Genomic DNA, 25,660 nt, shown 5'->3' with positions numbered 1-25,660 from the left:
GGCCGTCGGGCACACCGGTCCTGAAGTCGACCTTGTGTGTTACTGGTCGGTTTCGGAATAGTGGGCGCCTCATCCTCCGTGTCAGGACACCCCACATGGCCTGACACGGTCCCCCCACAGGAGGCTGACGTTGAATCATCGACGCATATCGAAAAAGCGAGTGACGCTGGCGGGAGGTGCCGTGGCCGCTCTGGTGGTCGCCGGTTTCACCTTCCAGACTGCGAACGCCACTGAGGGCACGCCCCAGTTCACGGTGAAGTCGCTGACCGCCACGGCGGCCGGAACTCTCGCGTCCACCCTGGATGACAGCCTGGGCGCCGACGCGGCCGGCGCGTACTACGACGCCGAGTCGAAGGCGCTCGTGGTGAATGTCGTCAACGAGCGGGCGGCCGAGGCCGTGCGCCAGGCCGGCGGCAAGGCCAGACTGGTTCAGAACTCCCTGGCCGAGCTGAAGAGCGCCCGGCAAACCCTCACGGACCGGGCGACCGTCCCGGGTACGTCCTGGGCCGTCGACCCGGTGACCAACAAGATGGTCGTCACGGCCGACCGTACGGTCACGGGTGAGTCCTGGGACAAGCTCAGCGGCGTGGTGAAGGCGCTCGGCGACAAGGCCGAACTGAAGAGGACGGCGGGGGAGTTCAAGCCCTTCGTCTCCGGCGGTGACGCCATCACGGGCGGCGGCGGGCGCTGCTCGCTCGGCTTCAATGTGGTCAAGGACGGCGCGCCGTACTTCCTGACCGCCGGGCACTGCACGGAGTCCATCCAGACCTGGTCGGACGCGCAGGGTACCGAGATCGGGACGAACGAGGGGTCCAGCTTCCCGGACAACGACTACGGCCTGGTCAAGTACACCGCCGAGGTGGAGCACCCGAGCGAGGTGAACCTCTACGACGGCAGCACGCAGGCGATCACGAAGGCGGGCGACGCGACCGTCGGCCAGCAGGTGACCCGCAGCGGCTCCACCACCCAGGTGCACGACGGTGAGGTCACCGGGCTCGACGCCACCGTGAACTACGGCAACGGCGACATCGTCAACGGGCTCATCCAGACCACGGTCTGCGCCGAGCCGGGCGACAGCGGCGGCTCGCTCTTCGCGGGCGACACCGCGCTCGGGCTGACCTCGGGCGGCAGCGGCGACTGCTCCTCGGGTGGTGAGACGTTCTTCCAGCCGGTGCCGGAGGCGCTCGCCGCGTACGGAGCACAGATCGGCTGACCGAACCCGCTGAGCCGGCCGAACCCGCTTGACGGAGGGGCCCGGCCCACCACGACCTGTGGTGGGCCGGGCCTCTCTGTGTGTTCCATTCGTTACGGAGAGTGTCTTTGGTGTCGCGAACCGTCGCTCCCTCGTGCGCCTCGATCGGGGCTCTCCCTCAACTGCGCTGCCTGGCCGAGGAGGTGACGGGATGGCGCCTGCCTCGGGTGCTGTCCCTCGCCCCGGGAATCGTTTGCGCGTTCGAATCTGGTCGCTGACCTGGGCGGATGGGGTTAGAGTAATCGAACGAGCGTACGATGAACATATCGGGCGTATGACCGAAAAGGGGTGGAGTGATGGAGGTGCGACATGGCGGGCTTCGCCCATCTGCACGTCGCGTCCGGTTACTCCATTCGCTATGGAGCCGCCCACCCCGAACAGCTCGTCCGGCGGGCGGCCGAGCGGGGCGTGACGGCGCTCGCGCTCACGGACCGGGACACGGTCACCGGTCTTGTCCGGTTCGCGCGGGCGTGCGCCGGGGCCGGCGTTCGGCCGGTCTTCGGGGTCGATCTGGCGGTGGAGGCCCTTGCGCCCCCGCCGCCGGTCCAGCGGCGCCGCACCCCGGCGCGCGGTGGCGCGCATGTCGTCGAGCCGCCGCTGCGGTTCGTTCTGCTGGCGCGGAACCGGGCGGGATGGGCGCGGCTGTGCCGCATCACGTCGGCCGCCCATGCCGGTGCCGTATCCGGTACGGCACCAGTGGTGCCGTGGGAGGCGCTGCGCGAGCACGGCGGCCCCGGCCTGACCGTGCTGCTCGGACCGCTCTCGGAGCCGGTGCGGGCCTTGGCGGCCGGGCGCGAGGACGTCGCGGTGAAGCTGCTGGCGCCGTGGCAGGAGATCTTCGGTGAAGGACTCAGGCTGGAAGCTGTTGTGCATAAACGTTTCGGGATCGGGCCCGGATCGCTTCGGCTCGCTGCCAGGACCCTGGCACTGGCCGACCGCACCCACACCACCGCGGTGCTCTCCAACGCCGTCCGCTACGCCGACCCGGACCAGCACCGGCTCGCCGATGTCCTGGACGCCGCGAGGCTGCTGCGGCCGATCGACCGGCGCCGGCTGGACAGCGGACAGCGCTGGCTGAAGGACGAGAGGGCGATGACGGTCATCGCGCGGATGATCGCCGAATGCGCCGGAGCGGATGACCGGCGGGCCCGTCGTCTGATGGCGGACACCGCCGCCACGGCGGCCATGTGCGCGGTCGACCCCGCGGCGGACCTCGGGCTGGGCACGCCGCACTTTCCGGAACCGTCGCTCTTCGGCGTCGGACCCGGGGCGGGTGGACCCGGGGCGGGTGGAGCCGGAGCGGGTGGAGCCGGGGCGGGTGGAGCCGGGCAGCTGCTGCGCCGGCGGTGCGAGGCCGGCATGACCCGACGAGGGCTGGACCGCGACCGCGCCGCGCTCGCTCGACTGGAGGAAGAGCTCGATGTGATCTCCACGCTGGACTACGACTCGTACTTCCTCGCCGTCGGCCAGGTCGTGGCCGACATCCGGGAGAAAGGCATCCGGGTCGCGGCCCGCGGCTCGGGCGCGGGATCGCTGGTCTGTCATGTGCTGGGCATCGCCACGGCCAACCCGCTCGACCACCGGCTGCTGTTCGAACGCTTTCTGAGCGTGCGCAGGAGGTCGCTGCCCGACATCGACATCGATGTGGAGTCCGCCAGACGGCTGGAGTGCTACGACGCGATCTTCGACCGGTTCGGCAAGGAACGGGTGGCGGTCACCGCGATGCCCGAGACCTACCGGGCCCGCCGGGCCCTGCGGGACACCGGCCTCGCCCTCGGCGTCGCGCCCGCGGACATCGACCGGATCGCCAAGAGCTTCCCGCACCTGAGAGCCTCGGACATCACCGGCGCGCTCGCCGAACTTCCCGAACTGCGGCAGCTGGCGGCCGAGGCGGACCGGTTCGGGCCGCTGTGGGAGCTCGCCGAGGGCCTTGACTCTCTGGTCCACGGCATGGCCATGCACCCGTGCGGGGTGGTCATCAGCGACGCCACGCTCCTGGACCGGCTGCCGGTGCAGCCCACACCCCAGGGCGACTACCCCATGGCGATGGCGGCGAAGGAGGAGATCGAGGACCTGGGCAACATCAAGCTGGACGTTCTGGGCGTACGGATGCAGTCCGCGATGGCCCACGCCGTCACCGAGATCGAACGGACCACCGGCGACCACATCGACCTGGACGATCCCCAGCAGGTGCCGCTCGACGACGTCTTCGCGTTCAAGCTCATCCAGGAGAGCCAGACCCTGGGCCTGTTCCAGCTTGAGTCACCCGGCCAGCAGGATCTGCTGTCCCGGCTGCAGCCCCGCGATCCGCAGGACGTCATCGCCGACATCAGCCTCTTCCGTCCCGGGCCGGTCGCCGGCGGTATGCCCGAGCGGTACGTCGCCGCGCGCCACGGCGGCTCACCGTCCTACCCCCACCCGGACCTGGAGCCGGTACTCGCCGACACCTATGGCGTGACCATCTGGCACGAGCAGATCATCGAGACGTTGTCGGTGATGACCGGCTGCGACCGTGCGCTGGCCGAGATCGCCCGGCGGGCACTCGGCGACAAGAACCGACTGCCCAGGATCAAGGACTGGTTCGACCGGGAGGCACGCGCGCGCGGCTACGGCGCGACCGTCCGGGACGAGGTCTGGAAGACCGTCGAGGCCTTCGGCGCCTACGGCTTCTGCCGGGCCCACGCGGTCGCCTTCGCCGTACCGGCCCTGCAGAGCGCCTGGCTCAAGGCGCACTACCCCGCGTTCCTGCTGGCCGGTCTCCTCGAACACGACCCCGGTATGTGGCCCAAGCGGGTCCTCGTCTCCGACGCCCGTCGGCGCGGTGTGCCGGTACTGTCCGTCGACGTCAACCACTCCAGGGTGAAGCACACCGTGGAGAAGACCGACGGAGAGCGCTGGGGCGTACGGCTCGCACTGTCCGCGGTGCACGGCATCAGCGCGGAGGAGTGTGCCCGGATCGAGGAGGGCCGGCCGTACGGATCGCTGTCGGACTTCTGGCAACGGGCCCATCCCAGCAGACCGGTCGCCGAACGCCTCGCTGAGATCGGCGCCCTGAACTGCCTGCACGACGGCCGCCTCACACGCCGCGATCTGCTGCTCCAGATCGCCGAACTCCACCGGCAGTCCCGTACCCGGTCCGCGGGCAAGGGCCAGCTGCCCATCGACGCGAACGCCGTCGGCGGAGCGGAGCCGAGCGGCTTGCCGGAGATGACCGGACGCGAAGCCCTGAGCGCCGAGCTCAACACCCTCGGCATCGACGTCTCCAGGCATCTGATGGAGCACCATCACCGGCTGCTGCGCGAGATCGGCGCGACCGACGCGGCGCATCTGGCCGGGCTGCGCCCCGGTCAGCAGGTCCTCGTCGCCGGTGTACGGGCTTCCACCCAGACCCCGCCGATCGCCAGCGGCAAACGCGTCATCTTCGTCACCCTGGAGGACGGCTCCGGCCTGGTCGACCTGGCGTTCTTCGAGGACTCCCACCCGGCCTGCGCGTACACCGTCTTCCACAGCGGTCTGCTGCTGGTGCGCGGCACGGTCCAGGTGCGCGGCACCCGCCGCACCGTCGTCGGCACCATGGCCTGGGACCTGGACGAGATCGCCGCCGCCCGCCGCGACAACGGTCCCGAGGCCGCGCTCGCCCTCCTCGGCGAGAGCCGCCCGCACCCGACCCCCGCCCAGCCGCGGCGCACCCTTGCCAACGGCACCACCGGCGCCCGTCTGCATCCGTACGCCGACCTCCAGCCTCCCGGCAGCCGCTCGGCCGATCTGAAGAAGTTCGGCCACACCAGCCCGGGGAGCGCGGGATGACCACGAGACAGCGGCATATCGCCCACCTCTATCTGCACGCTGCACCGGCCGAGGATCAGTACGGTGATCTGATCGAACTGATGTCCGGTATCACGCCCCATGTCCAGGCCGCCCCGCCCGACGCCGTCCAGCTCGACCTCACATCGGCGCTCCGGTACTTCGACCTGTCTCCCTACGACGCGGTCCAGTTGGCGAAGCTCAGATTGAAGGCCTTCTACGGCATCGACAGCAGCGCCGGACTCGCGGGCAACCGCATGCTCGCCGTCATGGCGGCCGACACCTCCGCGCCGGGGGAGACCACCTGGGTCCCCGCCGAACGGGCCGCCGACTGGCTCCACCCGCGCCCCGTCACCGCACTGCCCGGGATCGGCCGCGCCACGGCGGCGACGCTCGGCCGATACGGTCTGCACACCATCGGTCAGGTCGCCGGCACGTCCCCGGCGACCCTCCAGCGTCTTCTCGGTGTCGACCAGGCGCGGCTGCTGGCCGAACGCGCCCGAGGTCACGACCCCCGCCCGGTCACCCCCAGGGAACCGATGGCGCATCTGACCGCCGAGCGCGTGCTCGACCGGGACTGCCTCGATCCGGCACAGCACCATCGGGCCGTCCTGGGGCTGGCCGGCCAGATCGGTCAACGCCTGCGCGGTGAAGGCCGGGTGGCCGGCCGTATCGCCCTCACGGTGCGATACGCCGATCGCACCTCCACCACACGCACACGCGCGCTCCCGGAACCCACCGACCACTCACCCGCCCTCGCCGTGGCCGCCCTGGGTCTGCTGGCGGCTCTCGGTCTGCAGCGGGCACGGGTCCGGGCCTTCGCGATCCGCGCCGACGATCTGTGGTCGGCAGGCAGTGCCTACCGTCAACTCTCCCTGGATCCCGGTGACGCCCGTGCTCGCGCGGTCGAAGCCGCCGCGGACCGTGCGCGTCGCCGCTTCGGGCCGGAGGCCGTACGGCCGGCGGCTCTGGCCAACTGACCGCTTGTGCGCGGTCGCGGATGAGCGCCGACAGCACAAACCGGTGCCGCGCGTCGCACTTTTTACCGACGCGTAACTTCCCTTCTTCACCTTACTCATGCGTAACTTCATAACGGAAGCATCTTTGTGGTCCGGGCCACAGGGCTGACAGTCATCGCCATTTCCCTTGAGCCGCAAGGAGATCACACGATGCTGCCCTGGAAGCGCGCGCTCGGACCACTGACCGCGCTGCTGCTGGCCGTTGTATGCCTGGCCACCCCCGCCCTCGCCGCGCCCACCGCCACCCCCACCGCCGCCGTTTCCGCTCTCTCCGCGTCGAGCAGCGGCTGGAACGACTACTCCTGCAAGCCCTCGGCCGCCCATCCCCGTCCCGTCGTCCTGGTCCACGGCACCCTCGGGAACTCCGTCGACAACTGGCTCGGCCTCGCCCCGTATCTGGTGAACCGCGGCTACTGCGTCTTCTCGCTCGACTACGGGCAGCTCCCCGGCGTCCCGTTCTTCCACGGCCTCGGCCCCATCGACGCCTCGGCCGGGCAACTCGCCACCTATGTCGACAAGGTGCTCGCGGCCACCGGCGCCGCGAAGGTCGATATCGTCGGCCACTCCCAGGGCGGCATGATGCCGCGCTACTACCTGAAGTTCCTCGGCGGGGCGCCGAAGGTGAACGCCCTGGTCGGCCTCGCCCCCTCCAACCGCGGCAGCACGCTGCTCGGGCTGACCCGGCTGCTGCCGTACTTCCCCGGAGCGGGCGATCTGCTGGACGAGAAGACCCCCGGGCTCGCCGATCAGGTGGCCGGATCCGCCTTCCTCACCAAGCTCAACGCGGGTGGCGACACCGTTCCCGGGGTGCGCTACACCGTGATAGCCACCCGGTACGACGAGGTGGTCACCCCGTACCGGTCGCAGTTCCTGACCGGCCCCGACGTACGCAATGTGCTGCTCCAGGATCTGTGCCCGGTCGATCTCTCCGAGCATGTGGCGATCGGGACGATCGACAGGATCGCCTTCCACGAGGTGACCAACGCGCTCGATCCCGCCCGTGCCACCCCGACCACCTGCTCGTCGGTGCTCGGCTGACCCGTACCCCCGTACCCCCGTAGACCCTTGCATCCGCAGACACACGACTGCCTTCCGCCGCCGGGGAGTTCCCGGTGGCGGAAGGCAGTGCGGGGTGCCGTACGGCGGGGGTCAGCGGCTATGACGCCCGCCCGATACGGCCTTGCGGCGAGCGGTTCCGAAGGTCACCGCGGCACCGATGGCGAGCGCCGCCGCGCCACCGATCGCGAGGTATGACGTGGTGCTGTCGCCGCCGGTCGCGGCGAGGGTGTCCTGACCGTCGGCGCTCTTCGCCTCGGGGGAGTTGGCCTCGGCGCCGGCCTCGGTGTTGGCGTCGGCATCGGTGTCGGGGTAGGCGTCGGTGCTGGTGTCCGGCTGCTTCTCCGCGGTGGCCGCGGTGTCCGGGGCGTCCGGGGTGTCCTTCGCCGAGACCTTCGTCGCGTCGGTACCGAGGTCACCATGGCCGTTGTGCTCGACGGTGGACTTCTCCGTACCCTCCGCGATCTTCTCGTCGGTGGGCGCGGAAGCGGCCGGCGCCCCGCCGCCAGCTCCGCCGTTGTCCTGTCCGAAGACCACGTCGGAGCAGGTGTAGAAGGCCTCGGGACTGTCCGAGCGCTGCCAGATGGAGTAGATCAGATGGCGGCCCGACTTGTTCGGGACGATGCCGTCGAAGACATAGGCGCCGCTCTCCAGCTTCGGGTCGGTGACCTTGAGGAAGGGCTTCTCCTCCAGATCCGACCACTTCAGCGGCTTGCCCGGGTCATAGCTGTCCTTGGTGACATACAGCTCGAAGGAGCCGCGGTGCGGCGCGGTCGCCTTGTAGCGGAAGGTGCGGTTGCCCGGCGCCAGCTCGGACGACGGCCAGTCGCCACGCGCCTGATCGAGCCCCTTGTACTTGTCCTTGCCCGCGCTGCACAGCTTGCCGTCCGGGATCAACTGCCGGTGGTTCCCGGCGGCGTTGGCGATATTGACCTCGTTCCAGTCGTAGAGCGCCTGCGTTCCGCCGGCCGCGACCGCCGCCTTGCACGCCGCCGACCGCGGACTCTCCGGCCCCTCGGCGAAACACGCGGCGACCCGGCTGACCGGATCGGTCATCGACCCATGGGCGGCGGCGGGCACGGCGGTGAGCCCGGCCAGCGCGAGCGGAGCGAGGCCGAGGACGACGATCCCGGTGGCCGTACGTCGAACGGTCATGAACTGGTTCTCCTTCGGAGCGGCGGCAGCGGGGAGGAGGACAGCCGGAGCGGCAGGTGACCTCCCCGTCGCCGTACCGCCCCAGCGATCAGCAAACTAGCCGCCCAGAACCGCGAAATCGGCGGTCGGGAGCGGGTGACGGCGATCCTTATGCTCGGCTTAAGGAACGGCTAAGAGACCCCTCAGGAAGCCCCGGTCACGCCCCCGGGGAGTCGCCCGGAAGCCCTCGGGACGGGTAGGGTGACCAGCGCAGTACGAGCTGTGGACGTACCTACCGAAGGAGGCGAGACCCATCACCGCTGTATCAGGTCGGGTGCTCCCTTCTCACGGCCGAGCGGTCCCGCAGGCATAGCTGACCGCCGGGAGTGCCCATCGGCATCCCGAAAGGCTCCCCCCTCTCATGTCAGCTCCGTCCCCTTCCTCTTCCCCCTCTCCGTCTTCTTCTCCGTCCCCTTCCGCGACCGAGTCCGTCATCGTCACCAGGCTCCGCGCCGCCGGCTGTGTCTTCGCGGAGGACGAGGCGCGGCTGCTCATCTCCACGGCGGCGACACCGGACGATCTCGCCGCCATGGTGGACCGGCGCGTCGGCGGTCTGCCGCTCGAACACGTCCTCGGCTGGGCGGAGTTCTGCGGACAGCGCATCGCCGTGGACCCCGGGGTCTTCGTACCCCGCCGCCGTACCGAGTTCCTTGTGCGGCAGGCGGCTCTCGCCGCCACCGCCACTGCCCTCGCCGGGTCCGGAGCCGTCGTGGTCGACCTGTGCTGCGGCTCGGGCGCGCTGGGCGCCGCGCTGGCCGGGATCCTGGGCCGGGCCGAGCTGTACGCCGCCGACATCGACCCGGCCGCGGTGCGCTGCGCCCGGCGGAATGTCGCGGCCGTCGGCGGCCGGGTGTACGAGGGCGATCTGTACGGCCCGCTGCCCGCCACCCTGCGGGGCCGGGTGGACATCCTGCTCGCCAATGTGCCGTACGTACCCACCGAGGAGGTCGGACTGCTGCCCCAGGAGGCCCGTATCCACGAGGCACGGGTCGCGCTCGACGGTGGTGCGGACGGGCTCGACGTCCTGCGGCGCGTGACCGCGGAGGCGCCGCGCTGGCTGGCCCCGGGCGGGGTCCTGCTGGTCGAGACGAGCGAGCATCAGGCGGCACGCGCCGTCGAGACCGTCGCCGGGAGCGGGCTGATCCCCCGCGTGGCACGCTCCGAGGAGCTGTGTGCCACCGTCGTCGTGGGAACCATGCCCGCCCGCTAGGGCGTGTCTTCAAAGTAGCGCCGTCCGCCCGCAGGGCGGGCCCGGCGGCGTCCGGTGCGTGCGATCGCAAGGCGGAGGGTCTCCCCAGTACTGGACGTACTGGGGTGACCCGACAACGCAGCGAGCGTGCGTGCCGGGCGTCGCCGGGCAGGCGGGACTTTGAAGACACGACCTAGAGCCTGAGACCCTGTCCGACGTCCACGGTCAGCGGAGCTTTCCGGCGCCCGCCGCGCCGTCCACCAGGCGCGGGACCGCGCGCGGGTCGTCGACCCGGGTGCGGAGCGTCGGTGTCCAGCCCGCGTCCGGGCGCAGTGTCTCCTCGGGGACCTCCGCGTTGTGGACGGCGAGCAGATCGACGTACCTCCCGTTGACGTAGTTGTTCGCGGTGGTGACCGGTGAGTCCTTCCACTTCTTCAGGATCCGCCCGGCGCTCACACCGGACGGCATCGTGAACGCGTTGTTCTCCGCGACCAGTTGGGATTCGAGACCGATACCGAAGGAGTATCCGTAGCCGGACCGCTGGACGACATAGTGGTTGTTGTAGGCGTCGACCCGGCCGAAGCGGACCCGGGGCGCCCGCTCGACGAGGTTCCTGAACTGGTTGTGGTGCAGGGTGACCCGCAGCTTGCCGCGGTCGGTGTCGGCCGCGCTGTCGCTGTTGCCGATCAGCATGGTCTTGTCATGGTCGGCGAGGACGTTCCAGGAGACGGTGACCAGATCGGAGCCCCGGACGATATCCAGCTCCCCGTCGTGCTGCTGGTACAACCGGCCGTAGTAGTAGGGCTGTTCGCTGTCCGGGCGGCGGCCGTCGGTGAAGGTGTTGTGATCCACCCACACATGCGTGGCGTTGTGGAGCACCACATTGTCGTACTCGGAGTTCCAGTTGCCCAGCTCGGTGTCCGTCGGATCCCACTGCGGGAAGCAGTCGAAGGTGTCCTCGAAGGTGAGGTTGCGGATGATGACGTTGTCGACATCCTTCACCTGGAGGCTGCCGCCGAGGATACGGGCGTCCCGCCCCACGCCGACGATGGTCGTGTCGGCCGGGACGTACGCCTTGATCTGCGCGTCCTGATTCTTGGCGGAGGCGGCGCGCAGGTCCTCCTGTTCGCCGCTGACCGGGTTCTCGCGGCCCCAGACCGCCGGATCGTACGCGGCGAGGTACGTGGCGAGGGAGTAGCCGTCCGCCGCGTAGTCGTCGCAGGTGAGCGGGGTTCCTTGGGCGTCGCTGAGCGCGTCCAGGGTCCCTTTGACCCGGATGACCGACGGGCTGCCCGCCGCGTCGGCCAGCGCCGTCCTGAACTCGGCCCAGGTGGTGACGGTGTAGGTGTGCGCGGCGTCGGCGCTCCGGCCGCCGGTGGTACCGCCGTCGGCGGCGGCCCAGCCGTCGTCCGGGGCGAGGACGGCCCGTTCGAAGGACGGCCGTGCGAGCGCCGGTGCCGGTGGTGCCGGTTGCGCCGGTGGTGCCGCTTGCGCCGGTGGTCCCGCCTGTGCCGGTGGTGCCGGCGCCGCCAGGGCCGCCGGGGGCAGCGCCATCGCGCACGCCAGCCCCGTCGCCACGACGATCGCCCGCTGTCTGCCTCTGCGCATGACTCCTCCAACTCCTCCTCGGTCAGGTCAGTTCTTGGACTGTTCGTTCCACTCCGCCTGGGCCTCGTTGAGCTCCTTGGCGACCTTGTCCGCGAACTCCTTCGCGGTCATGTCCCCGAGCAGCACCTTCTGGAAGTTCGGCTCGTTGCCGCTCTTGCTGATGGTGTTCCAGTCGGGCAGGTAGTACGGCAGGTTGACGATCGTGGTCGAGCCGTCGCTGAGCGCCTTCATCGCGGCCGCGGTCGGCTCCGCCTTCTGGATCCAGGCGTCGCCGGCGGCATCGGTGTTCGCCGGAATGGACCCCGCCGACTCGTTCCACGCGCTGTTCGACGTGTGGGAGGCGGCGAATTCGATGAGCTTCCAGGCGGCGGCCTTGTTCTCGCTGTTCTTGAACAGGCCGAGTCCGTCCACCGGGTTGGAGACCTGGACGCGCGTGCCGTCCTCCTGGGCCGGGTAGGGGAGGCCCTTGAACTTCTCGTTCCCCAACGCCTTCACATGGTCCTGGTACGAGGCGAGGTTGTGGGTCAGCATGCCGATCGTGCCGTTGTCCCACTGGGCGACCATCTTGATGAAGTCATTGTTGACGTCGGCGGACGGTGTCACCTTCTTGTACAGGGCGACATACTTCTCCAGCGCCGCCACATTCCTCGGATCGTTGAGGGTCGTCCTGTCACCGTTCCAGAACGACGTGATCCCGGACTGTCCGTACATCGCGTCCATCGCCGGGGCGATGGAACCCGCGCCGCCCCGGATGGTGTAACCGAACTGGTCCGTCCCCGCCTTGGTGAGCTTGTCCGCCGCCGCGTAGAACGTCGACCAGGTGGTGGGCGGTTCGAGCCCGGCCCGCGCGAACAGGTCCGTGCGGTACCAGAGCGTGCCGTTGTTGGTGGAGGTCGGCACCGAGTACATGCTGTCCCCCCGGCCGCCCGCCGCCTTGACGCTGTCCACCAGCGCCGGCACGAGCCTGCCCTTGAGCGGACCCGCGTCGATACGGTCGTCGAGCGGCTCCAGGACGTCCCGTATCACCAGGTTGGAGAGATAGGCGGTCCCGACGCCGCCGACGTCCGGCAGCCCGCCGCCTTCGATCGCCGTGTCGTACTTCGCCTGGACCTGGTCGATGGGGAGACCGACGTACTTGACCTTGATGTCCGGGTTCTGCTTCTCGAAGTCCTTGATGATCTGGGCCCAGATCTCCCGGCGCTCACCGGTGTTGTTGTCCCACAGGGTGATCTCCCCCTTGCCGGAGCCCTCGCCGCCGCTTCCGCCGCTTCCGTCGTCACCGCACGCGGTCGCCGTCAGGGCGAGTACCGCCGTCAGGGAGACGACCGCGCCCGCCCGCCCTCTGTACGTCCTGGAAAACCTCATGGCCGGCTCTTCTCTCTTGATTCTCTTGATCGGTTCTCTGCTGAGTTCACTGGTGCGGCGCCCGACCGTCCGTGGCGCGGCCCCCTCATACCGCCACCGCCTTGCGCGCGAGCGCGGCGGCGGCCCGCCGGTCGAGCCGGCCGTCCGCGACGACCGTCACCACACGTCGGGAGACGCTGCCGCCCGCGGGCAGCGGCAGCCGCCGCCGCCAGGCCAGCGCGGAGCCGACCCCCGGATACTCGGTGGTACGGACGAACCAGGGGTCCTCACGGGTCTCCCGGTTCGCCCCGGCGAAGATCAGCGTCCAGTCCCGGCCCGCCAGCGCCAGCCAGGGCGCGGTGCTCCCGTGCACCGCGCGTTCGCCGGACGCGTCCTGGGTGAAGACATCGGGCGCCGGGCCCGCCGCGTCCCCCTTGGGCGCACGCCAGAAGAACCCCCCGTACCCCGCCCCCGCACGGCCGTTGGTGGCCGGGCTGCCGAGCGACAGCTCCCCGTCCGACACATTGGTCAGCGACGAGGTGAAGTCGAGGACCCACGCGTCGCCGGAGAGGGCGAGAGCGCTGATCGTGCGGCGTTCCTTGAGCAGTCGACGGTCGCCGTGTGTCCAGCACAGCTCCTGGACACAACCGTCGGGGTCGCGCAGCAGCCAGTCCGTGTGCCGCTGCGCGCCATGGTTGGCGAGCCATACGGGGCCCTGGTCGCGTACGTATGTCCGCCCGCCCCAGAAGTTGGCACCCGCGACGTCCGGCACCGCCATGGAGACGCCCAGGTGGTGCGGGTGGTCGGCGGGCCCCAGCTCCGTGACCGTGACACCGCCGAGGGTCCGTACCGGATGCAGATACGGGCGCGGCGACAGCGTCCCGGCCAGCCGCGGCCGGTGCACGTAGTCGGCCACGGGCCCGACGTCACAGCGCAGTACCGTCACCTCGTGGGCCCGGGAGAGCCGTGCCCCGCTCACCGCGGAAGCTCCCGCTTCGCTTGTCCCCGCGCCGGGGGCACGGCCCAGCTCGCGCCCAGCTCGGAGAAGGTGGCCAGGGAATGCGCGCTCTCCTCGATCAGCGCGTCGACGCCTTTGACGATCCGGCGCGGCGCGTTCTCGCCGGGCGCGCTGTACCAGGCGTCCGCGGGCAGCGGCTCGGGAAACGGCCCGGTCCTGATCGCCTCGACGATCCGCATGAAGGCACCCGTACGGCGGGGCGGTACGAGAAGTCCGCTGCCGTCGCGCAGATGCGCGACCAGGTTCTCCAGCAGGTCGGTACGCGCGTGGACGGTCTCGACGGGGCCCACGCCCGCACGCTCCACCAGCACCCGGTCCTGCTTGTACCAGAAGGTGATCCGGCCCTCCGTGCCGTGGACCTGGACGTACGGCTCCGCGTTCCGCTCCGCGCACAGGGTGACCGCGACTGTGATCCGGGTCCCCCTCGCCGTCCTCAGCCGCAGACAGCTGGTGTCGTCGGCCTCGATGTCATGTGCGCGGTACTGCTCAAGCTCCGGCTCGGAGATGTCGTCGGCCAGATCGCTGCCGTCGACGCGCAGGGCGGTCGCCACCGCGTGCGCGAGCGGGTTGGTGAGCACCCCGTCCACGACGTCCCGTCCGTTCAGGGTGCGGTGTCCCGCCCAGGGGACTCGCCGGAAGTACGCCTCGTCGCGCACCCACGCCCCGGCGGCGCCGATCCCGCGCGGCCGTCCGATCGCGCCGTCCGCGATCAACTCCCGTATCGCTCCCACCGCGTGGGAGCCGAGCGACTGGAACCCGACCTGGCAGGCCGTGCCCCGCTCGTCGAGACCGGCCAGCAGCCGTTCGTACTCCGCGTACGACGGTGTGGTCGGCTTCTCCAGCAGGGTGTGCACACCATGGGCCGCGGCGGTGAGGGCCAGCTCCGTATGGGTGTGGATGGGGGTGCAGATGACCGCGATCCGCGCGCCCGTGCGCTCGAGCAACTCGCCGAAGTCGGCGGACTGCGCGGGCCCGGGGGCGCCGTAACCGGCCTCGGCCAGCTCTCGCGGGCTCAGCGGCGCGAGCTCGCAGACGCCCACGAGCCGTACCGCCCCGGCCTGTTCGAGACGGCGGATGTTGCGCAGATGCGTACGGCCGTGACCGCGCGCCCCTGCCAGTACGACGGGGAGGCTCATCCCTTCACCGCCCCCGCGCTGAATCCGGTGATCAGCCACTTCTGGATGAACGCGAAGACGATGACCACCGGCACCGCGGAGATCACACCGCCCGCGGCGAGCGCCCCGAAGTCCACACTGTCCGCGCCGATGAGGGTGGAGAGGCCGACCGGGATCGTCTGCTTGTCCTGTTCCATCAGGAACATCAGGGCGAAGAGGAAGTGGTTCCAGCTGTGGACGAAGGCGAAGGACCCGACGGCGATCAGACCGGGCCGCAGCATGGGCAGGACGACGATACGGAACGCCTGGAGCCGTGAGCAGCCGTCCACCCAGGCCGCCTCCTCCAGGGAGTACGGCACGTTCTTGATGAAGCCGCTGATCAGAATGATCGACAGCGGCAGCTGGAAGACCGTCTCCGCGATGACCACGCTCAGCGGGGAGTTGATCAGGGAGAGGTTCTTGAAGATCTGGAACAGCGGGACCAGCATCAGCGCGCCCGGGATGAACTGGGAGCACAGCAGCGCCAGCATGAAGCCCTGCTTGATACGGAAGTCGAAGCGCGCCAGGGCATAGCCGCCGGCCAGCGCGACCCCCGTCGTACAGATCAGGGTGAAGACCCCGATCAGCGCGCTGTTCTGGAAGAAGACCGAGAAGCTGCGTTCGTTCCAGACCTTCTCGAAGTGGTCGAAGGTGGCCGGCCAGGGCACCAGCGAGGTGGAGCCGGCGGGCCGCAGGGAGAAGAGCAGCATCCAGTAGAAGGGGACGAGGGTGAAGAGCAGATAGAGGCCGAGCGGCAGATAGATCTGCCACCGGGGGACCTCGTCGAAGGCCCGCTCGCGCCGCCCGCGCCGCCTTCGCCGCGGGGGCGGGGACTTCCGGCCGCCGTCCGCGGGCGCGGCGGGCAGGCCCTTCTCGGTGATGACAGCGGTCACTTGTGGTCGCCTCCGAACTTGCTCAGGCGGAGATAGAGGATCGAGCAGAAGAGGAGGATCGCGAAGGCGACGGTCGTCAGCGCGGTGGCGTAGCCGAAGTCGTGTGCCTCGAAACCGGTGACGGCCACATACAGCGGCAGTGTGGTGGTGACACCGGCCGGACCGCCCTCGGTGAGGGTCAGCAGCAGATCGACGTTGTTGAACTCCCACACGGCCCGCAGCAGTGTGGAGAGGATGATCGCGTCCCTGAGATGGGGGAGTGTGATGTGGAAGAACTGCCGGAACCTGTTCGCCCCGTCGACCGAGGCCGCCTCGTACAGATCGCCGGGGATGGACTGGAGGTCGGCGAGGATGAGGATCGCGAAGAACGGCACACCGCGCCAGAGTTCGGCCAGTACGGCGGCCCAGAAGACGGTGCCGGTGTCGGAGAGCACGGACGAGCCGTACTCACCGATGCCCGCGTCCGCGAGATAGCGGCCGACGCCCGTGGACGGGTTGTAGAGCAGCAGCCAGATGGTGGTCGTCAGCACGCCGGAGACGGCCCAGGGCGAGAAGACCAGGGCGCGGGCCACCGCGCGGCCCACGAAGGTCTGGTTGACGAGCAGCGCGAGCACCAGCCCCAGGGCCAGTTGGAGCGTGACTTCCGTGACGACCCATTTGCCGCTGAAGACGAGGCTGTCCCAGAACAGCGGGTCGTCGGTGAAGATCCGCCGGAAGTTGTCGAGGCCGGCGAAGCCGTTCCGCCAGGGCTTGGTGACGTTGTGGTTCTGGAGGCTGTAGTAGAAGACGCTGAGCATGGGATAGGCGATGAAGCCGAGCATCAGCAGTCCGGCGGGGGCGATCAGCAGATACGGGAGCCGGCGTGGTGTGGCTCCCGTACGGCGCCCCGGCTTTCCGGGCGTCCGGGGCGGTGGAGCCCCTGGTGAGTCCTGCGCCACAGCTGAGGCCATGACTGCTTCTCCGTTCCTTTGGTGAAGCGCTTCGCAGACAGTGTTCGATATACCGAACCGATGGATCGGGGCGGACGAGTGGATCGGACGAGCGGGGTCGGACAAGCGGGGTCGGACAAGCGGTGAGGGACCGGTACGAGCGGTGAGGGACCGGTACGGGCGGCCGTGCGACCGCCGGCTCAGCCCACGTACGGGTCGGGCACCTCGCCCGGCCGCGCCAGGAAGGTGAAGTCGCAGCCGGTGTCGGCCTGGGTGATCTGCTCGTCGTAGAGGGCGCCGTAACCACGCCGGTGTCGCGCGGGCGGCGGTGTCCACGCGCTTCGCCGCCGCGCCAACTCCTCGTCCGGCAGATGGAGATGGAGGCTACGGGCCGCCACGTCGAGGGTGATGGTGTCGCCGGTCCTTACGAGCGCGAGCGGCCCGCCGACATAGGACTCGGGCGCGATGTGCAGGACGCACGCGCCGTAACTCGTGCCGCTCATCCGGGCGTCGGAGATCCGGACCATGTCCCGCACCCCCTGCTTGAGCAGATGGTCCGGGATCGGCAGCATCCCGTACTCCGGCATGCCGGGCCCGCCCTTGGGGCCCGCGTTGCGCAGCACCAGCACATGATCCGGGGTGATGCCGAGCTGCGGGTCGTTGATGGTCCGCTGCATCGTCCGGTAGTCGTCGAAGACCACGGCGGGACCGGTGTGCCGGAGCAGCCGCGGTTCGGCGGCGATGTGCTTGATGACCGCGCCGTCGGGGCAGAGATTGCCGCGCAGCACCGCCACCCCGCCCTCCGCCGCGAGCGGGTTCCCGCGCGGCCGGATCACGTCCGGGTTGTGGACGCGCACACCGTCGAGCTGCTCGCGCAGGGTGGGGTGCGCGACGGTCGGCCGGTCCAGGTGCAGTACGTCCGTCAACTGCCCGAGGAACGCGGGCAGTCCACCGGCGAAATGGAAGTCCTCCATGAGATACCGGCCGCCGGGACGGAGGTTCGCCAGCACCGGCACCGTACGCGCGGTCCTGTCGAAGTCGTCGAGGGTGAGCCGGATCCCCGAGCGTCCCGCCATCGCGATCAGATGGATCACCGCGTTGGTCGAGCCGCCCAGCGCGAGGACGGTGGCCACGGCGTCCTCGTACGCCTCCCGGGTCAGGATCTTCGAGAGCCGCAGATCGTGGCGCACCAGCTCCACCACGCGTCGGCCCGAGGCGGCGGCCATCCGGTCGTGTCCTGAGTCCACGGCCGGGATCGAGGAGGCCCCGGGCATGGTGACGCCCAGCGCCTCGGCGGCGGCGGTGAGCGTGGAGGCGGTGCCCATGGTCATGCAGTGGCCGGGCGACCTGGCCAGACCGTTCTCCAGCTCGGCCAGCTCGGCGTCACCGATCAGCCCGGCCCGCTTGTCGTCCCAGTACTTCCACATGTCCGTGCCCGAGCCCAGCACCTCGTCGCGCCAGTGCCCCGGCAGCATGGGTCCCGCGGGTACGAAGACGGCCGGCAGATCGACGCTCGCCGCGCCCATCAGCAGCGCCGGTGTCGTCTTGTCGCAGCCGCCCATCAGCACCGCGCCGTCGACCGGATAGGAACGAAGCAGCTCCTCCGTCTCCATCGCCAGCAGATTGCGGTAGAGCATCGGTGTCGGCTTCTGGAATGTCTCGGAGAGTGTGGACACCGGGAACTCCAGCGGGAATCCGCCGGCTTGCCACACCCCGCGTTTCACCGCCTGCGCGCGCTCGCGCAGATGGACATGGCAGGGGTTGATGTCGGACCAGGTGTTGAGGATCGCGATGACGGGCTTGCCCAGATGCTCTTCGGGGAGATAGCCGAGCTGACGGGTGCGGGCGCGGTGGCTGAAGGAGCGGAGGCCGGTCGCGGCATCGCCGCCGTACCAGCGGTGACTGCGCAGGTCCTCGGGGCGTACGGTCGCCCCTTCGGGCGGTACGGTCATATCGCCCACCCCGCCACCATCGCGGCGACTTCGGCACGCAGCTCCTCGGGCAGGGCGCGGCTCGGCGGGCGGATGTCGCGCCGGCACAGACCGAGGGCGGCCAGCGCCTCCTTGACCACCGTCACATTGTCGGCGGACTGCCGCGCGGCCCGTAGCTCCTCGAACGGCCTGATCTGCTCCCACACCTTCATGGCGGCCGCGTAGTCGCCCGCCCGCAGGGCCTCCAGCATCCCCAGCGAGACGGCCGGGGCGACATTGACGAGGCCCGAGGTGAAGCCGGTGGCTCCGCCCGCGAAGTACGAGGGGGCGTACAGCTCGGCGAGCCCCGCCACCCAGACGAAGCGCTCCAGACCCGCGTCACGCGCGAAGGCCGCGAAGCCGGCCGCGTCCGGCACGGCGTACTTCGCCCCGATGACATTGGGGCACAGCTCCCCGAGCGTCGCGAGGCTCGCGCCGCTCAGCCGCGGATTGCGGATGTACGGGACGACGCCCAGCTCGGGCACCGCGTCCGCGATGGTGCGGTGGTAGTCGATCCAGCCGGCCTGCGACACATAGGGGTGCACGGGCTGATGGACCATCACCATTCCCGCCCCGGCCTCACGGGCGTGTGCCGCCGCGGCCACGGCCGTCGGCAGATCGAGACCGATACCGGCCAGCACCGAGGCCCGGCCCGCCGACTCCTCGATGGTCAGCTCGGTGACCACGCGGCGCTCGTCGGGGCTGAGGGCGTAGTACTCACCGGTGTTGCCGTTCGGGGTGAGGGTGCGTACGCCGCCGTCGAGCAGCCGGCGCAGCAGAGCGCGATGGGCGGCGGTGTCGAGTGTGCCGTCGGCGCCGAACGGGGTGACGGGGATCGCCACGACATCGGCGAGCGCGTCCCGCGACGAGTCGAGATCAGGGGTGGTCGTCATGCGTGGTCTCCCTCGGGGAACGCCCGGTGTACGAACGAGGCGATGTGGTCGTGCAGGGCCTGGGCCGCGCCCTCGGTGTCGCCGGCGAGCGCGAGCCGCAGAATCTCCCGGTGCTCTCCGGCCTCCTGCTCCCAGGACGGGACGGCGGCCCAGGCGACGGTCGAGACGAGGGCCGCCTGGTCCCGTACCTCGTCGAGCATCCGGGCGAGCAGCGGATTGCCGCAGGGGAGATACAGCGCCCGGTGGAACTCCCGGTTGGCGAGCGACCGTTCGGCCCGGTCCGCCGCCTCGTCGGCCTTGACCAGGGCTTCCCGGGCGGGTTCCAGCGAGGCGCGGCGGGTCAGCGAGCGGCGGAGGGCCTCGGGTTCGAGCAACAGGCGTACGTCATAGACCTCGTGCGCCATGGCCGCGTCGACCGTACGGACGGTGACGCCCTTGAACTGGCTCATCACGACGAGGCCGGTGCCCGCCAGGGTCTTCAGCGCCTCACGTACCGGAGTCTTCGACACCCCGAATTGCGCGGCCAGTTCGGTCTCGACCAGGGGCTGACCGGGGCTGAGGCCGCCGGTGAGGATGCCGTGTTTGATCGCTTCCAGAACGTACTGGGTGCGGGAGGGGATGGGACTCGGGGCGAAGGCCATGGGCGCTCTTTCACATCTCGTGTCTCATATATGACGTACGAAGTACGACGCGATGAAGCTAGGGCCGGCCCCGATGTCCCGTCAATGCTTCGCGCAGAAGTCGGTGAAGCGCTTCCAGTGGAGCCGCGAGAACCGTTGACGTTCCCCGCGATGACTCGTAGCTTCGGACGGCAAGCGCTTACCGATTACGGTTCAATCGCGGTCGTCTCCTCCATCGCGCCACACGCGCCGGGCCTGGGTAAGGAATCCGAAGCGCCCTAGGGTTGAGGTCCTGGACGGGGGAGGGGCCCATGGCCATACGAGGTTTCCGGCGAACGGGCGGCCTGGATCGCGGGAAGGACGCGGACCACTTCGCCGACGACTCGTTCGTCATGTGGACCCCGGCCTACCAAGGGCCGCCCCGACAGGGCCAGTTGGCCCGCGCCGACATCCTCGACGCGACGCTCGTGTCGTACGCCCCCGACTGGGACGCGCTGACGTCCGGCGGCCGAGCCCACCCCACGGCGGTCCAGCCCCTGGTCCGGCTGAGACTGCGGGTCCGCGCGGAAGGGGCCGAGCCGTTCGAGGAGACCCGCGAGTGGCACGTACCGGCACTGTGCCTGTCGGCCGTCACCGCGGGCCGGGTCGTTGTCTTCGTCGACCCGACTGCCGCCAATGTACTGAGCGTTGACTGGTCCCGCAGCGCCCTGCTGTCGGGTACCCGCTCCTGCGAGGTGAGAGGTCTCGACGGCCGGCGCGTCGATCTGACCGGACACCCCGATCTCCTGCTGGAACTGATGAGGATCGCGCGCGCCGCCGGCGGAATCGCCATGACCGTGGACACCGTCGATCTCCGGTCCGTGGCGGACCCGGCGGTGGTGGCGAAGATCGAGGCGCTGGCCGCACGGGCCATCGAGGCCCCGGAAGACCGCGTACCCCCGACCGGGCCCGACGGCGGCGCGAGCTGGATAGTCGACCGACTCCCCGGTGAGGCGGGCGCGTTCGGCGGCGTGGAAGGCCGCTGGGCCCGCGCCGGCGGACAACTCGCCCGAGCCCAGCTCCTGGAGATCCGCTCCACGCCCACCTTCCACTACCACGGCCCGCTGCTGAAGACCCTGCTCCGCGTCCGACCCGACGACGGCCGCGCCCCGTACGACGTACGGCGGTCGATGACGGTGCCGATGAACTACCTCGCGCTGCTGCACCGTACGAAACAGCTCGTCGTACGCATGGGCCCGAGGGGCCGCTCGTTCGACATCGACTGGGAGCGCACCAACCTCCTGGCCGGAACCTCCCCGGCGGTGGTGATCAGTCCCCAGGGACAGCCGATCACCCTGACCGGCCTGGCCGATCCGCTCCTGGCCGTGATGAGGCTGCTGGCGTCCCACGGCGTCGACCACCTGAGCCACGTCCTGGACCTGCGCGGCCAGGACCCGGCGGTCGCGGCGCGGGTGATGGACGCCATCCCGCGCGGCCCAGGGAGCCCGCCCACGCCTGGGCGCCGGACGGGGTTTCCGGCGCCGCCGCCCTGACCGCCCGGGGGATTCGCCCGCCGGAAAAGGGCTCCAGGTGTGAACCGCCGCCGTGCTTACATGGCCTCATGGTGTCCACCGATCGACTCCTGGCCTTCGCGGCCATGTCGTTCCTGCTGATCGTGATTCGCGGCCCCAGCGTGCTGTTCGTGATCGGGCGGGCGCTGGCCCAGGGGCGCCGTGCGGCGCTGACCACGGTCGTGGGCAACACACTCGGAGCCTATGTACTCGTCGTGGCCGTGGCCCTCGGGGTGGGGGCGGTCGTGGAGCGCTCGGTCCTCGTCTTCACGGTGCTGAAACTCGTGGGCGCCGCCTACCTGGTGTACCTCGGTATCAGGACGGTGCGGCAGCGCGGCTCGATGCAGGCCGCGTTCGCGGGTGAAGGTCCCACCCACGGCAGCCTGCGCACCTTGTGGGAGGGGTTCGCGGTCGGTGTGGCGAACCCCAAGACCATCGTGTTCTTCGCGGCTGTGCTGCCTCAGTTCGTCGACCGCGGCCAGGGGCACATCCAGCTTCAAATGCTGCTGCTCGGGCTGGTCTTCAATGTGATCGCGGTGGCGTGCGACAGCGCCTGGGGTCTGGTCGCGGCCACCACACGGAGCTGGTTCGCCCGCTCACCGAAGCGGCTCTCCCTGGTCGGCGGGGTCGGTGGGCTCACGATGATCGGCCTCGGCGTCACCGTCGCCGCGACGGGCCGCAAAGACTAGACGTTGCTCGGCAGATCATGGACGGAGTCGGCGTCTGACGCGCGACGGCGACGACGCCGTGCAAAGCGTAGGCCCACTTGCCATATCGCGCGGGCGGCGTCGTAGCACTTGGTTCCCCCACGGCCAACGTGCCGCTACGGACGTGCCGTTGCCCATACGGCGTTGAAGCTCTCGGCGTAGGCGTGCCGCGTTAGGCTCAGTGCATGGCTGATCTGCTTCAGGTGTCGACGGCGACGGAGAATCGGGACGAGGCCGAGAGGCTGGCACGCTCGGTGGTGGCAGCGCGGCTCGCGGCCGGCGCCCAAATCATCGGGCCTGTGATCTCCACCTTCTGGCATCAGGGCGAGTTCGGGGCCGCAGAAGAGTGGCAGCTCTTGTTCAAGACTCGCGCCGACCGCTATGCCGATCTTGAGGCGCACGTGTTGCGGCACCATCCGTGGAAGAATCCGGAAGTTTCGGCTGTACCGATCGTGGCGGGATCGGATGCCTATCTGCGGTGGGTGGAGAAGACCACGGAGCCGGACTCAGCGAATTGACTTCTCAGAGCTTCGCTCTTTCCAGAACGTCGGCCACAGCCGGGACCTCGTGGTGATCGCGGAGCTGTCGAAGGATCGGAGACAGACGCGCGCGTGGGCGCACAGAGGCCACCCCGGCTGACAGTTCCAGAGCGCGGCCGGTGACAGTGGCAGCCTGTTCGACTTCTCCGGCGGCCAAGTAAGAGTCGGCGAGCCAGGAGAGGTACAGGCTCTTGTCGCGTGCGTGGGTGTTGTCGTATTGCGTCAGCACGTCTTCCAGGACGGGGACCGCGCGAAGTGGTCGGCGTAGTTCGGTCCAGCATCGGCCGGTCATGACCTGGAGTTCATTGCGGTCCACCCAGGCTGCCCAGTCGGGTTGCGGGTTTCCGTTGCCTTCGCTGAGCGCGGTTTCGGCAGCGTTGAGCGCGCGTTCCGTCTCGTTGGCATTCCCGGAGATGGCATAAGTCCACGCGAGGCGTTCATTCAGCAGAGCGCGCACGCCAGGTGCGGCATCCGGGCCTGCGACGCGACACGCTTGTATGGCTGTCTCTGTACCTGCGTCGCGGTCGGCGTCAACTCGCTGATAGGCGAGGAAGGCGAGAGCGTTCCCGGCGAGCGAGGCGTCTCCCGATTCCACGGCGGCTCGGTGGCTCTCCTCGTAGAGACTGCTGGCGTCAGCATGCTTGCCCGCATCGAATGCGGCCCATCCGGCCTGCTGGGCCTGTTCGGACAAGACCGAGAGGAGAGCACGGCCCGTCGCCTCGGTGTAACTGCCGTCTCGGAGCGTCGCTTTGGTGGCTTGGTACTCGCCGAGATAGACACGGAATGTGTCGCCACCGCCTAGGATGTCATCGAGTCGACGCAAACGTGCGGTTCGCTGACGTAACTGCTCGGGTACTTTGGTGCCTACACGACGGCCGCTGTCGGCCTGAGTCAGCTCCGGCAGTCCCACCACCAATCCGGCCCTGGCCGAAGCTTTGAAGAACTCTCTGCGCAGCACTGTGCCTTTCCCCTCTCGATTGACGATCGCGTCGTCCGTTGGCCCGGCCGGGGCACGAGGGGGTGGGATCGCCACTTCCCACTCGCGGGGAGCGAGACCGAGTAGGCTTCCTGGGATACGCAAGGCATCCGCGATCTTCGCAATCTTGTCGAACGAAGTGATGCTGCCTCGACCTCGCGCCAGTGTGCCTACTCGTTCGGGCTTGATATCGCACTCGGCGGCAATCTTCGAATAGCTGATCTTCGCCACGTCACGCGCCAGCGCGAAGACAACACCGAAGTCGTGATCCGCAATCGCTGCTCGCATCTTTTCTTGGTCCAGAAGTTCGCCTGGTAGAGCTGTCGGCGGTTGGTAAGCGGTCATAGTGGTGCCCCATTGCGCCTGCTGCTGACAGTGTGTCCCAATCCCCTGCGCGTCAGCCTACCCATCAAGGGGATACCCACGTATGGGAAGTCGGCAGCTCGACTCCGAAGCACAGTTGGCGCTGATAGACCCCCGCGACGATGCAAGCGTCCGGGGGCATGGCCAACGCTGCCTGAGGAGCGTCAACGTGACGAACGATATCCCCCCGATTGTGAACTGGCTGTGGCGACTGTTGTCGCCCTCTGCGTCCAATCATCGCGCGGTCGCTGGGGGCGGCGTGGAGTGTCTGTACGTACCGACGACGATGAGCCTTCCGCCTGCACCTGACCCGTACGTCTGGCGTACGAATCCGATGTACGGCGCGCACCGTGCGGCGGTGACGCGGTGAGTACGCATCCCCGGCTGCTTCCGTGGCTTGGCCCGGCAGGGCAACGCTCGTATCTGGTGACCGACGACAGCGGCGACAGTTACCTGTCGCAGTTGGCCGACGAGATGGAAGCGGTCCAGCTCAACGCAGGTGAAGCAGTGCTCGGTCACGCTGCGGAGATGCTCAGCGATCGCAAAGTGGAAGCCTGGGAACTCCGGTTTCTGGGGCACCGATTGTGCGAGGCGTTGCGTGACGCGTTGCGAGTCGCTGAAAGCAGGGGCGGACGGCTGTCCGCGACCGGCGACCATGACGCCGACGAGCCGGACGAAAGCCAGTCGTGTCACGAAGGAGATCCCGCATGAACCACGCCATGCGCGCAAGGGCGCAAGGCCGGCGGGCGGCAGCGCTTCTGAACATCGGCTCAGTGCGTGACCCGGGCTCGGGCCGTTCGGTCCCAGAATTGTGGGCAGCGGGTGCGGCCCGGAGGGGTCGGCCAGTCGGGCCGTAACCGCATAGGCCTGTTACGCGCTCAGCCCCGCCAGCGGTAGCGGCGTTCCGGGCGGCCCGTGCCGCCGTAGCGCAGGGTGATCTCCGCCCGGCCCGTTGTCGCGAAGTACTCCAGGTAGCGGCGCGCGCTCACCCGCGACAGGGCGCCCGCCTCGGCGCATTCCGTGGCCGAGAGGCCGTCCTCGTGTTCGCGCAGGATGCGTTCGACCAGGTCGGCCGTGTGCGGCGCCAGGCCCTTCGGGAGACCGCGGCTGCCGGGTGGGCGGGTGCCGAAGATATGGTCCACGTCCTCCTGGCGCGCCTCGCCCATACCGGCCAGCCGCGAGCGCAGGGAGGCGACGTGGCGCAACTGCTCCTGGAGCGCCGCCTGACTGAACGGTTTGATCAGATAGTGCAGGGCGCCGGCCCGCAGCGCCGCCCTGATCACCCCCGCGTCCCGCGCCGCCGTGATGAACAGGGCGTCAACGCTGTTGGGTCTTCGGTCCCGTTCCTCCGCCGCCCGCAGCTCGCGCAGTACGGCGATCCCGTCCATATCGGGCAGATAGATGTCAAGCAGGACAAGGTCCGGCCACAGCCGCTCGGCGGCGCGCAGGGCTTCGGCGCCGCTGTGAGCCACTCCGACGACCGTGAACCCGTCCATCGCCGACACATAGCGGCTGTGCAGCTTCGCGACCATGAAGTCGTCGTCCACCACCAGCACTTTCATCACGCGCACACGCTAGGCCG

General features: G+C 69.6%; 21 protein-coding genes. 9 read left to right on the top strand and 12 right to left on the bottom strand.

From position 1 onward, the window contains the following. Positions 1 to 130: 130 nt before the first annotated feature. From M1203_RS20840 to M1203_RS20825, 4 genes are all read left to right on the top strand, one after another. Complete coding sequence (locus M1203_RS20840) at positions 131 to 1,213, top strand: S1 family peptidase (protein WP_249951260.1); 1,083 nt, start codon at positions 131 to 133, stop codon at positions 1,211 to 1,213. A gap of 348 nt (positions 1,214 to 1,561) precedes the next feature. Next, positions 1,562 to 5,059, top strand: coding sequence for a DNA polymerase III subunit alpha (locus tag M1203_RS20835; RefSeq protein WP_249951259.1), 3,498 nt, complete (start codon positions 1,562 to 1,564; stop codon positions 5,057 to 5,059). Then, positions 5,056 to 6,036, top strand: a complete 981-nt coding sequence (locus M1203_RS20830; RefSeq protein WP_249951258.1) for an ImpB/MucB/SamB family protein — start codon at positions 5,056 to 5,058, stop codon at positions 6,034 to 6,036. The genes M1203_RS20835 and M1203_RS20830 overlap by 4 nt, the downstream gene beginning before the upstream one ends. Before the next feature lie 189 nt (positions 6,037 to 6,225). Beyond that, entirely contained in the window at positions 6,226 to 7,113 is an 888-nt protein-coding gene (locus M1203_RS20825; RefSeq protein WP_249951257.1) for a triacylglycerol lipase, read from the top strand. Between the two features lie 111 nt (positions 7,114 to 7,224). On the opposite strand, the gene M1203_RS20820 is transcribed toward M1203_RS20825, so the two are convergent. Next, complete coding sequence (locus M1203_RS20820; RefSeq protein ID WP_249951256.1) at positions 7,225 to 8,286, bottom strand: lytic polysaccharide monooxygenase; 1,062 nt, start codon at positions 8,284 to 8,286, stop codon at positions 7,225 to 7,227. Positions 8,287 to 8,686: 400 nt separating this feature from the next. Here M1203_RS20820 and M1203_RS20815 point away from each other — a divergent pair, with 400 nt between their 5' ends. Further along, positions 8,687 to 9,535, top strand: coding sequence for a putative protein N(5)-glutamine methyltransferase (locus tag M1203_RS20815; protein ID WP_249951255.1), 849 nt, complete (start codon positions 8,687 to 8,689; stop codon positions 9,533 to 9,535). 204 nt (positions 9,536 to 9,739) lie between these two features. On the opposite strand, the gene M1203_RS20810 is transcribed toward M1203_RS20815, so the two are convergent. The 9 genes from M1203_RS20810 to M1203_RS20770 all read right to left on the bottom strand — a co-directional run bounded on the left by M1203_RS20810 (position 9,740) and on the right by M1203_RS20770 (position 19,964). Next, positions 9,740 to 11,122: a polysaccharide lyase family 1 protein gene (locus M1203_RS20810; RefSeq protein ID WP_249951254.1), complete on the bottom strand. Its 1,383-nt coding sequence runs from the start codon at positions 11,120 to 11,122 to the stop codon at positions 9,740 to 9,742. Between the two features lie 27 nt (positions 11,123 to 11,149). After that, positions 11,150 to 12,487 (bottom strand): sugar ABC transporter substrate-binding protein, encoded by a 1,338-nt coding sequence (locus M1203_RS20805; protein WP_249951253.1) that lies wholly within the window; start codon positions 12,485 to 12,487, stop codon positions 11,150 to 11,152. Between the two features lie 85 nt (positions 12,488 to 12,572). Continuing rightward, a complete protein-coding gene (locus tag M1203_RS20800; protein ID WP_374403520.1) occupies positions 12,573 to 13,445 on the bottom strand; it encodes a PmoA family protein in 873 nt (290 codons plus the stop codon). Continuing rightward, positions 13,442 to 14,620: a Gfo/Idh/MocA family protein gene (locus M1203_RS20795; protein ID WP_249951252.1), complete on the bottom strand. Its 1,179-nt coding sequence runs from the start codon at positions 14,618 to 14,620 to the stop codon at positions 13,442 to 13,444. Before M1203_RS20795 ends, M1203_RS20800 begins: the two co-directional genes overlap by 4 nt. Next, complete coding sequence (locus tag M1203_RS20790; RefSeq protein ID WP_374403555.1) at positions 14,617 to 15,519, bottom strand: carbohydrate ABC transporter permease; 903 nt, start codon at positions 15,517 to 15,519, stop codon at positions 14,617 to 14,619. Before M1203_RS20790 ends, M1203_RS20795 begins: the two co-directional genes overlap by 4 nt. A gap of 8 nt (positions 15,520 to 15,527) precedes the next feature. Continuing rightward, a complete protein-coding gene (locus M1203_RS20785) occupies positions 15,528 to 16,481 on the bottom strand; it encodes a carbohydrate ABC transporter permease (RefSeq protein ID WP_249951251.1) in 954 nt (317 codons plus the stop codon). A 179-nt stretch (positions 16,482 to 16,660) separates the two neighbouring features. Beyond that, positions 16,661 to 18,412: an L-arabinonate dehydratase gene (araD, locus tag M1203_RS20780; RefSeq protein ID WP_249951250.1), complete on the bottom strand. Its 1,752-nt coding sequence runs from the start codon at positions 18,410 to 18,412 to the stop codon at positions 16,661 to 16,663. Beyond that, positions 18,409 to 19,323 (bottom strand): dihydrodipicolinate synthase family protein, encoded by a 915-nt coding sequence (locus M1203_RS20775; protein WP_249951249.1) that lies wholly within the window; start codon positions 19,321 to 19,323, stop codon positions 18,409 to 18,411. The genes araD and M1203_RS20775 overlap by 4 nt, the downstream gene beginning before the upstream one ends. Further along, complete coding sequence (locus M1203_RS20770; RefSeq protein WP_249951248.1) at positions 19,320 to 19,964, bottom strand: GntR family transcriptional regulator; 645 nt, start codon at positions 19,962 to 19,964, stop codon at positions 19,320 to 19,322. Before M1203_RS20770 ends, M1203_RS20775 begins: the two co-directional genes overlap by 4 nt. 290 nt (positions 19,965 to 20,254) lie before the next feature. Here M1203_RS20770 and M1203_RS20765 point away from each other — a divergent pair, with 290 nt between their 5' ends. The 3 genes from M1203_RS20765 to cutA all read left to right on the top strand — a co-directional run bounded on the left by M1203_RS20765 (position 20,255) and on the right by cutA (position 22,718). Next, entirely contained in the window at positions 20,255 to 21,475 is a 1,221-nt protein-coding gene (locus tag M1203_RS20765; RefSeq protein WP_249951247.1) for a hypothetical protein, read from the top strand. A gap of 68 nt (positions 21,476 to 21,543) precedes the next feature. Further along, complete coding sequence (locus tag M1203_RS20760; RefSeq protein ID WP_249951246.1) at positions 21,544 to 22,182, top strand: LysE family translocator; 639 nt, start codon at positions 21,544 to 21,546, stop codon at positions 22,180 to 22,182. Positions 22,183 to 22,385: 203 nt separating this feature from the next. Beyond that, positions 22,386 to 22,718, top strand: a complete 333-nt coding sequence (gene cutA / locus M1203_RS20755; protein ID WP_249951245.1) for a divalent-cation tolerance protein CutA — start codon at positions 22,386 to 22,388, stop codon at positions 22,716 to 22,718. Between the two features lie 4 nt (positions 22,719 to 22,722). On the opposite strand, the gene M1203_RS20750 is transcribed toward cutA, so the two are convergent. Further along, positions 22,723 to 24,003, bottom strand: coding sequence for an XRE family transcriptional regulator (locus M1203_RS20750; protein WP_249951244.1), 1,281 nt, complete (start codon positions 24,001 to 24,003; stop codon positions 22,723 to 22,725). Positions 24,004 to 24,504: 501 nt separating this feature from the next. Here M1203_RS20750 and M1203_RS20745 point away from each other — a divergent pair. Then, positions 24,505 to 24,789 carry a hypothetical protein gene (locus tag M1203_RS20745; RefSeq protein ID WP_308404884.1) on the top strand — a complete coding sequence of 95 codons (285 nt, stop codon included), beginning with the start codon at positions 24,505 to 24,507 and terminating at the stop codon, positions 24,787 to 24,789. Positions 24,790 to 24,956: 167 nt separating this feature from the next. Here the strand turns inward: M1203_RS20745 and M1203_RS20740 are convergent, their stop codons facing one another. Then, positions 24,957 to 25,640: a response regulator gene (locus tag M1203_RS20740; RefSeq protein ID WP_283958856.1), complete on the bottom strand. Its 684-nt coding sequence runs from the start codon at positions 25,638 to 25,640 to the stop codon at positions 24,957 to 24,959. Between the last annotated feature and the right edge of the window lie 20 nt (positions 25,641 to 25,660).

The organism is Streptomyces sp. 35G-GA-8 (assembly GCF_023534745.1).
Taxonomy (GTDB): domain Bacteria; phylum Actinomycetota; class Actinomycetes; order Streptomycetales; family Streptomycetaceae; genus Streptomyces.
This window is presented reverse-complemented; position numbering and strand designations above follow the sequence as displayed.

Coding starts and splice junctions, on each gene's coding strand:
- M1203_RS20825 (WP_249951257.1), top strand. CDS start 6,226: ATGCTGCCCTGGAAGCGCGCGCTCGGACCACTGACCGCGCTGCTGCTG.
- M1203_RS20805 (WP_249951253.1), bottom strand. CDS start 12,487: ATGAGGTTTTCCAGGACGTACAGAGGGCGGGCGGGCGCGGTCGTCTCC.
- M1203_RS20760 (WP_249951246.1), top strand. CDS start 21,544: ATGGTGTCCACCGATCGACTCCTGGCCTTCGCGGCCATGTCGTTCCTG.
- M1203_RS20795 (WP_249951252.1), bottom strand. CDS start 14,620: ATGAGCCTCCCCGTCGTACTGGCAGGGGCGCGCGGTCACGGCCGTACG.
- M1203_RS20835 (WP_249951259.1), top strand. CDS start 1,562: ATGGCGGGCTTCGCCCATCTGCACGTCGCGTCCGGTTACTCCATTCGC.
- M1203_RS20775 (WP_249951249.1), bottom strand. CDS start 19,323: ATGACGACCACCCCTGATCTCGACTCGTCGCGGGACGCGCTCGCCGAT.
- M1203_RS20765 (WP_249951247.1), top strand. CDS start 20,255: ATGGCCATACGAGGTTTCCGGCGAACGGGCGGCCTGGATCGCGGGAAG.
- M1203_RS20820 (WP_249951256.1), bottom strand. CDS start 8,286: ATGACCGTTCGACGTACGGCCACCGGGATCGTCGTCCTCGGCCTCGCT.
- cutA (WP_249951245.1), top strand. CDS start 22,386: ATGGCTGATCTGCTTCAGGTGTCGACGGCGACGGAGAATCGGGACGAG.
- M1203_RS20770 (WP_249951248.1), bottom strand. CDS start 19,964: ATGGCCTTCGCCCCGAGTCCCATCCCCTCCCGCACCCAGTACGTTCTG.
- M1203_RS20750 (WP_249951244.1), bottom strand. CDS start 24,003: ATGCGAGCAGCGATTGCGGATCACGACTTCGGTGTTGTCTTCGCGCTG.
- M1203_RS20785 (WP_249951251.1), bottom strand. CDS start 16,481: ATGGCCTCAGCTGTGGCGCAGGACTCACCAGGGGCTCCACCGCCCCGG.
- M1203_RS20830 (WP_249951258.1), top strand. CDS start 5,056: ATGACCACGAGACAGCGGCATATCGCCCACCTCTATCTGCACGCTGCA.
- araD (WP_249951250.1), bottom strand. CDS start 18,412: ATGACCGTACCGCCCGAAGGGGCGACCGTACGCCCCGAGGACCTGCGC.
- M1203_RS20815 (WP_249951255.1), top strand. CDS start 8,687: ATGTCAGCTCCGTCCCCTTCCTCTTCCCCCTCTCCGTCTTCTTCTCCG.
- M1203_RS20810 (WP_249951254.1), bottom strand. CDS start 11,122: ATGCGCAGAGGCAGACAGCGGGCGATCGTCGTGGCGACGGGGCTGGCG.
- M1203_RS20740 (WP_283958856.1), bottom strand. CDS start 25,640: ATGAAAGTGCTGGTGGTGGACGACGACTTCATGGTCGCGAAGCTGCAC.